At 68.2% G+C, this 7,502-nt stretch carries 10 protein-coding genes; 4 read left to right on the forward strand and 6 right to left on the reverse strand.

The genetic code is table 11. From position 1 onward, the window contains the following. From AC2VOU_RS11715 to AC2VOU_RS11725, 3 genes are all read left to right on the forward strand, one after another. Window positions 1-1,011 (forward strand): cobaltochelatase subunit CobN (locus AC2VOU_RS11715; RefSeq protein WP_486957530.1); only part of this gene is annotated, 1,011 nt, incomplete at its 5' end. Beyond that, window positions 1,004-1,762 (forward strand): precorrin-6A synthase (deacetylating), encoded by a 759-nt coding sequence (cobF, locus tag AC2VOU_RS11720; protein WP_486957531.1) that lies wholly within the window; start codon window positions 1,004-1,006, stop codon window positions 1,760-1,762. The genes AC2VOU_RS11715 and cobF, both read left to right, overlap by 8 nt. Beyond that, entirely contained in the window at window positions 1,762-2,514 is a 753-nt protein-coding gene (locus tag AC2VOU_RS11725; protein ID WP_486957532.1) for a cobalt-precorrin-6A reductase, read from the forward strand. The genes cobF and AC2VOU_RS11725 overlap by 1 nt, the downstream gene beginning before the upstream one ends. A 374-nt stretch (window positions 2,515-2,888) precedes the next feature. Here the strand turns inward: AC2VOU_RS11725 and AC2VOU_RS11730 are convergent, their stop codons facing one another. The 3 genes from AC2VOU_RS11730 to AC2VOU_RS11740 all read right to left on the reverse strand — a co-directional run bounded on the left by AC2VOU_RS11730 (window position 2,889) and on the right by AC2VOU_RS11740 (window position 3,855). Further along, window positions 2,889-3,128, reverse strand: coding sequence for a hypothetical protein (locus tag AC2VOU_RS11730; protein ID WP_486957533.1), 240 nt, complete (start codon window positions 3,126-3,128; stop codon window positions 2,889-2,891). A gap of 83 nt (window positions 3,129-3,211) precedes the next feature. Beyond that, entirely contained in the window at window positions 3,212-3,601 is a 390-nt protein-coding gene (locus AC2VOU_RS11735) for a PIN domain-containing protein (protein WP_486957534.1), read from the reverse strand. Then, window positions 3,598-3,855, reverse strand: a complete 258-nt coding sequence (locus AC2VOU_RS11740; RefSeq protein ID WP_486957535.1) for a ribbon-helix-helix domain-containing protein — start codon at window positions 3,853-3,855, stop codon at window positions 3,598-3,600. Before AC2VOU_RS11740 ends, AC2VOU_RS11735 begins: the two co-directional genes overlap by 4 nt. Window positions 3,856-4,062: 207 nt before the next feature. On the opposite strand from AC2VOU_RS11740, the gene AC2VOU_RS11745 reads away from it, so the two are divergent. Then, a complete protein-coding gene (locus AC2VOU_RS11745) occupies window positions 4,063-4,200 on the forward strand; it encodes a hypothetical protein (protein ID WP_486957536.1) in 138 nt (45 codons plus the stop codon). Between the two features lie 218 nt (window positions 4,201-4,418). Here the strand turns inward: AC2VOU_RS11745 and AC2VOU_RS11750 are convergent, their stop codons facing one another. From AC2VOU_RS11750 to AC2VOU_RS11760, 3 genes are all read right to left on the reverse strand, one after another. Then, window positions 4,419-5,786, reverse strand: a complete 1,368-nt coding sequence (locus tag AC2VOU_RS11750) for a cobyrinic acid a,c-diamide synthase CobB (protein WP_486957537.1) — start codon at window positions 5,784-5,786, stop codon at window positions 4,419-4,421. Continuing rightward, window positions 5,780-6,394 (reverse strand): cob(I)yrinic acid a,c-diamide adenosyltransferase, encoded by a 615-nt coding sequence (gene cobO, locus AC2VOU_RS11755; protein ID WP_486957538.1) that lies wholly within the window; start codon window positions 6,392-6,394, stop codon window positions 5,780-5,782. Before cobO ends, AC2VOU_RS11750 begins: the two co-directional genes overlap by 7 nt. Further along, the coding region (locus AC2VOU_RS11760; RefSeq protein ID WP_486957539.1) for a VWA domain-containing protein at window positions 6,394-7,502 on the reverse strand (1,109 nt) is incomplete at its 5' end. The genes AC2VOU_RS11760 and cobO, both read right to left, overlap by 1 nt.

A 7,502-nucleotide genomic window follows, 5' to 3' on the forward strand; every position in this document is an offset into this window, starting at 1 on the left:
GCCGAAGTGCTTGCGCTGCTGGGTGTTCGGCCGGAGTGGGACGAGGCGTCGCGACGGGTCAGCCGGTTGGAAGTGATCCCGCTGGAGGAGCTGGGCCGGCCCCGCATCGACGTGACGGTCCGCATCTCCGGGTTCTTCCGCGACGCCTTCCCACACGTGGTGATGATGCTCGACGACGCGGTACAGATGGTGGCAATGCTCGGCGAAACCGACGAGGACAACTACGTGGCCGCCCACGCCCGCGCCGACCTCGCCGACCACGGCGATCAACGACGCGCCACCACAAGGGTTTTCGGCTCGAAACCGGGCTCCTACGGCGCGGGCATCCTGCAGGTCGTCGAAGCGGGCACTTGGCGTGACGACAAGGATCTGGCCGAGGTGTACACCGCGTGGGGCGGGTTCGCCTACGGTCGCGGGCTCGACGGCGCCGCCGCAGCCGATGACATGCGCACCAACTACAAGCGAATCAAGGTGGCGGCCAAGAACATCGACACCCGCGAACACGACATCGCGGACAGCGACGACTACTTCCAGTACCACGGCGGGATGATCGCGACGATCCGCGCGTTGACCGGGTCGGATCCCAAGGCCTACGTGGGCGACTCGACCACGCCCGACGCGGTGCGCACCCGCAGCCTGTCCGAGGAAACCGCGCGGGTGTTCCGCGCGCGGGTGGTCAACCCGCGGTGGATCTCGGCGATGCGCCGGCACGGCTACAAGGGCGCCTTCGAACTCGCCGCCACCGTCGACTATCTCTTCGGCTTCGACGCCACCGCGGGCGTCGTGGCGGACTGGATGTATGAAAAGCTGGCCCAGTCTTACGTTCTCGACCCGCAGACCCGGGAATTCCTGGACACGTCCAACCCGTGGGCCTTACACGGCATGGTCGAGCGGCTGCAGGAGGCCGCCGACCGTGGCCTGTGGGCCGACCCGTCGCCGGAGACACTGGCCGCGCTGCGGCAGGCCTACCTGGAGGTCGAAGGCGACATCGAGGACCGCGCCGGTGCCTGAGCCAGTCCGGGTTCGAATCCTGGGGGTCGGCATGGGGCCCCAGCACGTCACGCCGGAGGTAGCCGAGGCGCTGCGGTCGGTCGATTACGTGCTGGCGGCGATCAAAGGTGCCGACGACGAACTCCTGGCGCTGCGTTGGGCGATCATCGAGGCGCACACCGATGGATCGGTAGACGTTGTGGCGGTGCGTGATCCGGAGCGGGATCGATCGACCGGCCTGACCGATCAGGGCTATCAGCGTGCGGTAGCCGACTGGCACGACGCGCGCGCCAAGGCCTACGCCGACGTGCTGCGTGCGCGCGGTGGCACCGCGGCTTTCCTGGTGTTGGGTGACCCGTCGCTGTACGACTCGACCATCCGCGTGGTCGAGAAGATCCAGAAGCTGGGCGTGCCGGTCGAATTCGACGTCTTGCCCGGAATCAGTGCCCCGCAACTGCTCGCCGCCCGTCATCGCATCGTCTTGCACGAGGTCGGCCGCCCGGTGCACGTCACCACCGGCCGCCTGCTACAGGACGCCGTCGCGGCCGGGCAGGACAACATCGTCGCGATGCTGAATCCGCCACCGGATCGCCTCGAGCTCACCGGCCTGGACGACTGGTCGGTGTGGTGGGCGGCCAATCTCGGCGCTACCGGTGAGCGCCTGGTGTCGGGGCGAGTCGGCGACGTCGCGGGGCGGATCGCCGAGGCCCGCTCGCAGGCCCGCACCGAAGCCGGCTTCGTGATGGATATTTACCTTTTGCGGCGGCACTGATGCGGGTGCTGCTGCTGGGCGGCACGTCGGAAGCCCGCGCGCTGGCGGCCCGCTTGGTCGACGACGGTGTCGACGTGACGAGCTCGCTGGCCGGCCGGGTCGCCCGGCCCCGACTGCCTGCGGGTGCGGTGCGGATCGGCGGGTTCGGCGGCGTCGGCGGGCTTTGCAAGGCACTGGCGGGCTTCGACGTCGTGCTCGACGCCACCCATCCCTTCTCGGCGACCATCTCGGCCAACGCCGTGCGCGCCTGCGCCGATGCGTCCGTGCCCTTGCTGCGGCTGCAACGCCCCGGCTGGGCCGACCGGGCCACGCCGTCCTGGCATTGGGTCAGCTCGCACGGCGAGGCCGCCGACGAGGCGCGACGGCTGGGTGCCCGGCCGCTGCTGACCGTCGGTCGCCAGCAGCTCGCGGCGTTCGTCGGGTCGCTCGAGTCGCACGCGGTGCTGGCGCGCGTCGTCGACGACCCGGACGTGGCGTTGCCACCGGCGTGGCAGCTGGTCCACGATCGCGGGCCCTACAGCTTGGCTGCCGAGTTGACGTTGCTACGTGAGCATCGCGCGGATGTGTTGGTCACCAAGGACTCCGGCGGTGAGTACACCTGGCCGAAGATGCAGGCCGCCGACGAGCTGGGCATCCCGGTCGTCATCGTGCGCCGGCCCGCGGGGTCACCCGGCGCGGCGGTGGTGTCCAATGTCGAGGCTGCCGTTGAATGGCTACGCGCGCAATGTAACTCGCCGCGGTCGGTCCCATAAGGTGGCTGGTGTCGGCTGGTCGTCCGGTTGCCGCTTTCGGTCTACTGGCATCGAGTGTGCACTGACGGCGTCGAGTGTGCGCCAGGGGCGGGATTTTCGCGATTTTCCCGCCCACGATGCACGCTCGACGCCCACGATGCACACTCGATTGTTCGGGGGCATTCAGAGCGAACGGGTCGGTGGTGTTGGCCGGTCGCCATCGGATTGTCCGGCCGGGAACGCAGTTCTTGCCACGCCACCGGGGTAGTGGCCAGGGCCTGCCGACATAGCGCCGCCAGCCCTTCACCGCTTCACTGGTGGCGAATCGAAGCTCCCACTCGGCGGCCGTGCCAGCTGGCGGTGCGACTCGATCACCACGTTCGGGCGCCAATCCGTTACCCGCGGCTGGGCTTTGGAACTCGTCCGAACTCGCCGATGCTGGGCCCGCTGAGCACCGCAGTCAACTCGGGGTCAGCCAGTACCTCCGCGGTATGCCGCCAGCTATCAATCACCTGTACCGCCGGCGCCGGATTATTGATCGCATCAGCGGCTCGCATCGTCGATACCAGCTCCACCACGAACTCCCGCACCTCATCGCGAGACAGGAACGCCACCCGCGGAAATACATCGGGCACGATCCAAGAGCTCGGCGATTTCGCTCGTCGCCGAAGCGTCAAAGGTGGTTGGTTGCCATTCTGCACCGCTGCCGTTGAAGACGCTACGCAGGCGCGGTGGCAAACGGCGGCAGCAGGTCCTTGAACATGGGGAAATGGCGCACATTGAGGGTTGCCAACTCGAGTCCCTTAACGTCGGCGGTCGCTGCGATGAAGTAGTCGCCGAGGCCGATACCGTTGTGGCTGCTGCGATATCGGCGCATCATCTCGCCCGCGCGACGGGCAATCACCTCGGTCGCGGGTTCAGCGCGAAACGCTGTCAACAATCGCCATACCTCTCGACGCTCGGCTGATCGCATTCCACCGATCAGCTCGGTGACCGACACCACGCTCATCGCGAGAGGTCCGCGCTTTCGGGCACCGGTGAGCCAGTCTCGGGCGGCGGCGACACCGCGCAGATGTGCGATCAACACATCGGAATCGACCAGAATCACGATGAGCGGCGCCAGATGCTCGCCAGGTGGTCCTCGCGACCGCTCTGGCCGCGCACCGGCACCTCGATGTCAGCTAGCGCACCGAACGATTCCTCGATTGCTTCAAGGTCCGACGCGAGGCTGTCGTCGGCATTGGCAAGAACGCGATTCAGCAGTTGGCGGATCAGTTCGGCGCGTGACACGCCCTCTTGTGTTGCCAGCCGGTCGAGGGTCGTCGTCTGCTCCTCATCGAGGTAGATGTTCGTCCGCTTCATACACCACATCATACATCACAGAAGTGGTCCCAGGCCCTGCGCGGTGCTGCCCAGAGGTCCGGCGGCACGCGGCGTGAAAGCCAAGCCGCCTGGTCTCAGACCTGGCCCACGGAGCCACGGTGTTGGGCACAGCCGATATAGCTGATCTGAGCGCCCGGCAAGTCGATGTGCTGACCGGGCAAGAGGGTTGACGACCTGCTGGTCGGAATGTTCCGCGACGGCTCCCTGCCGGTACTGCCGCTCGTACCCTCGCCGCAGCGCGAGATCGTATCGATCAATGCGATCCTCGCCGACGTCAACCCCAAAGGCATTACCGGCGCTGGTTTTTCACCAGTTCAGAGTTGAACTGAGTGGGACGGACAGCCTCCCGTTGCGGCGACGAGTCAGAGCTGACTGCTGTGCTCGCGCAGGCAGTCGGACAGGTGGTCGGCGCAGCTCGGCGATATGGCTGAGCTGTGCCGCGCGCCGCCTCGGCAAGATCTTGAGTGAACATGCAGAGCCCGTCAAATGGACTGTGCGGCATTAAAGTCCATGCCATGCTTCCCCAGATACAGCACCGTGCGTCAGGGCCGTGTGCAGTCGGCGTACCCATGCACGGCGCGCGCGAACCGTTGCGCCAGCGCGGGGTGGCCGGCCCAGTGCGTGTGCAGGTAGGCGGCGTGCAGCGCCGGGGTCGCGAAGCCGTCGGGCCCGGCAGGTAGGCGCCACGCCGACCGGCCGTCCAGGTCGACGGAAGTGATTACCGTGCGGTGGAATTCGTGGCCAGTGACCTGCGCCCCCGCTTCGGCGAGCAGCGAGTCCGCCGGGCTGGTGGCGCTGCGGTAGCCGAGAGTGAGTCGCGGCGTCATCGCCGCATCGGCGGGCACCGCACCGACCATCGGTACGCCGTCGAGCGACCGGCACAGGTAGAGCAGCCCGGCGCACTCGGCGACAGTCGGGATTCCCGCGGCGATGACGGACCGCAATTCCGCTATCAGGCAGCGATTCTCGGCCAGTTCGACGGCATGTACCTCGGGGAATCCGCCCCCGAGATAGATGCCCGCCGTCCCAGCAGGCAGGGTCGCGTCCACCAGCGGGTCGAATTCGACGACGTCGCAACCGGCGGCGCGTAGCAGTTCTTCGGTTTCGGCGTAGCGGAAGGTGAAGGCGCGTCCGCCGGCCATCGCGATCACCGGGCGCTTTGCCGAGGGTGGTTGGATTTCGTGTGCGGCATCCCACGACGTGCCACACAGCGTTGCAGCTTTACGGCCCAACTCCAGCACCCGATCGAGATCGACATGCGCGGCAACCACTTCCGCAATCCGCTTGAGGGTCTGGGCCGACTCGGCACGCTCCGCGGCGGGAACCAGACCCAAATGACGTGACGGCGTCTCGATGCTGTCGTCGCGGGGCAGGATACCGAGCACCGGAATACCGGTGGGCGTCAGCGCGTCCCGTACCTCCTCGGCGTGCCGCGGGCTGCCCGCCTTGTTGAGAATGACGCCCGCGATGCGGACCGACGGGTCGAACGCGGCCAGCCCGGCGATCATCGCCGCGTGGGTCCGCGACGCGTGCGAAATGTCGACCACCAGCAGCACCGGAGATTTCGTCAGCGTGGCGACGTGCGCGGTGGACGCCTCCCCTGCGGTACCCAACCGGCCGTCGAAAAGCCCCATCACGCCCTCGATCACGGCGACATCGGCCGCCCGTGCACCGTGCAGCAACAGCGGGACGATCCGCTGTTCGCCGACCAAGAACGGATCGAGGTTGCGGCCCGGCCGAGCGGTGGCCAGCGCGTGGTAACCGGGGTCGATGAAGTCAGGACCCACCTTGTGACCGGATACCGCCAGCCCGCGTGCGGCCAGGGCGGCCATCAATCCAGTTGCGACAGTAGTCTTTCCGTGTCCAGATCCCGGCGCGGCGACCACGATGCGGGGCAGAGTGGCTACCACTCGATGCCCCGCTGACCTTTCTGGCCGGCGTCCATCGGATGCTTGACGTTGGTCATCTCGGTGACCAGGTCCGCGATCTCGACCAGCCCGGGGTCGGCATTTCGGCCGGTGATCACGACGTGCTGGTGGCCCGGCCGGTTCGCGAGAGTCTCGACGACATCGTCGATGTCGACCCAGCCCCACGTGATTGGATAGGTGAATTCGTCGAGCACGTAAAGGTCGTGGGTCTGGGCGGCGATCCGCCGTTTGATCTCCGCCCACCCGGCCGCGGCGTCCTGGGCGTGGTCGACCTCGGTGCCGGCCTTGCGGCTCCATGACCAACCCGACCCCATCTTGTGCCATTCGACGGGACCACCCTCACCGGTCTCGGTGTGCAGCGCACCCAGTCGCTCCAGCACGGTCTGCTCACCGATGCGCCACTTGGCCGACTTGACGAATTGGAACACCCCGATGCGGAACCCCTGGTTCCAGCCACGCAGCGCCAATCCGAAGGCAGCGGTGGACTTTCCCTTGCCGTTGCCGGTGTGCACCATCAGCAGCGGCCGGTTACGGCGCTGCCGCGTCGTCAGCTTGTCATCGGGTACGACCGAGACCCGGCCCTGCGGCATCAGGCGGCCCCGGGAGTTGTGGCACCGCGGACGATGTCGGCCAGCGCGTGAGCGCTGACATGCGCAAGCGGTACATGCTCGGCGTCCAGATGCTGGGCCAAGGTCGCAGCCAAACCCATTCGCATGCGCCCGGTTTCGCAGTCGACGACGATGCTGTCGACCCGGTCGTGCGCCAGCAGCGCGGCGGCCTGCTGGGCCCGCCCGATGGGATCGGGTCCCGACGTCGCCCGGCCGTCGGTGACGACGACGAGCAGTGGCCGCCTGCTCGGATCGCGCAGCCGTTCCCGCCGCACCACCTCGGCCGCCTTCATCAGCCCCTCGGCGAGCGGTGTCCGCCCGCCGGCCGGCAGGTCGTCCAGGCGCTTGGCTGCGATATCGACGGAACCGGTTGGTGGAAGAGCGATCTCGGCCGCCCGGTCGCGGAAGGTGACGACACCGACCCGGTCACGTCGCCGGTAGGCGTCGAGCAGCAACGACAGGATGGCCGTCTTGACCTGCTGCATGCGCCTCCGGGCGGCCATCGACCCGGAGGTGTCGACGACGAACACCACCAGGTTGGCCTCGCGGCCCTCCCGCACGGCACCCCGAAGATCGTTGCCCTGCAGAAGCAGTCGACCACCGCTGCGGCCGCGCGCGGCCTGATGCGGTGCGGCGGCCCGCATCGTCTCGACGAGATGGATGCCCGACTCGGCCAGCGGGCTGGCGCCGGTACGACGGCCCGTCGTCGTCCGCGCCCGGCTACGCCGGCCGGCATGCCCGTCGCCTAATCCGCTGACCGTGAAAAGCTTTGTCCGATAAGGCTCGCCCGCAGCGACGGGTGGCGCCAATGCCGGGCCCTGCTGGCCGCCGGCGGTATTCGGCTCGGGATCGCCCTGCCCGCCGCCCGGGTCGTCGGGGTCGGTGTCGGGATCCGGGCCGGGGTCGGTATCAGGTGGCAGCAGCTCGTCGAGCTCGTCGTCGCCGAGACCGGGCGCGTCGAACGGATTGCGCCGACGGCGATGCGGCAGTGCGAGTTTGGCGGCGGCACGCAGGTCGTCGATGTTGGGGTGTTCGCGGCCATGCCAGGCGGCGTGGGCCGCGGCGGCGCGCGCCATCACGATGTCGGCCC

The sequence above is a fragment of the Mycobacterium sp. TH-M25 genome (genome assembly GCF_057473665.1).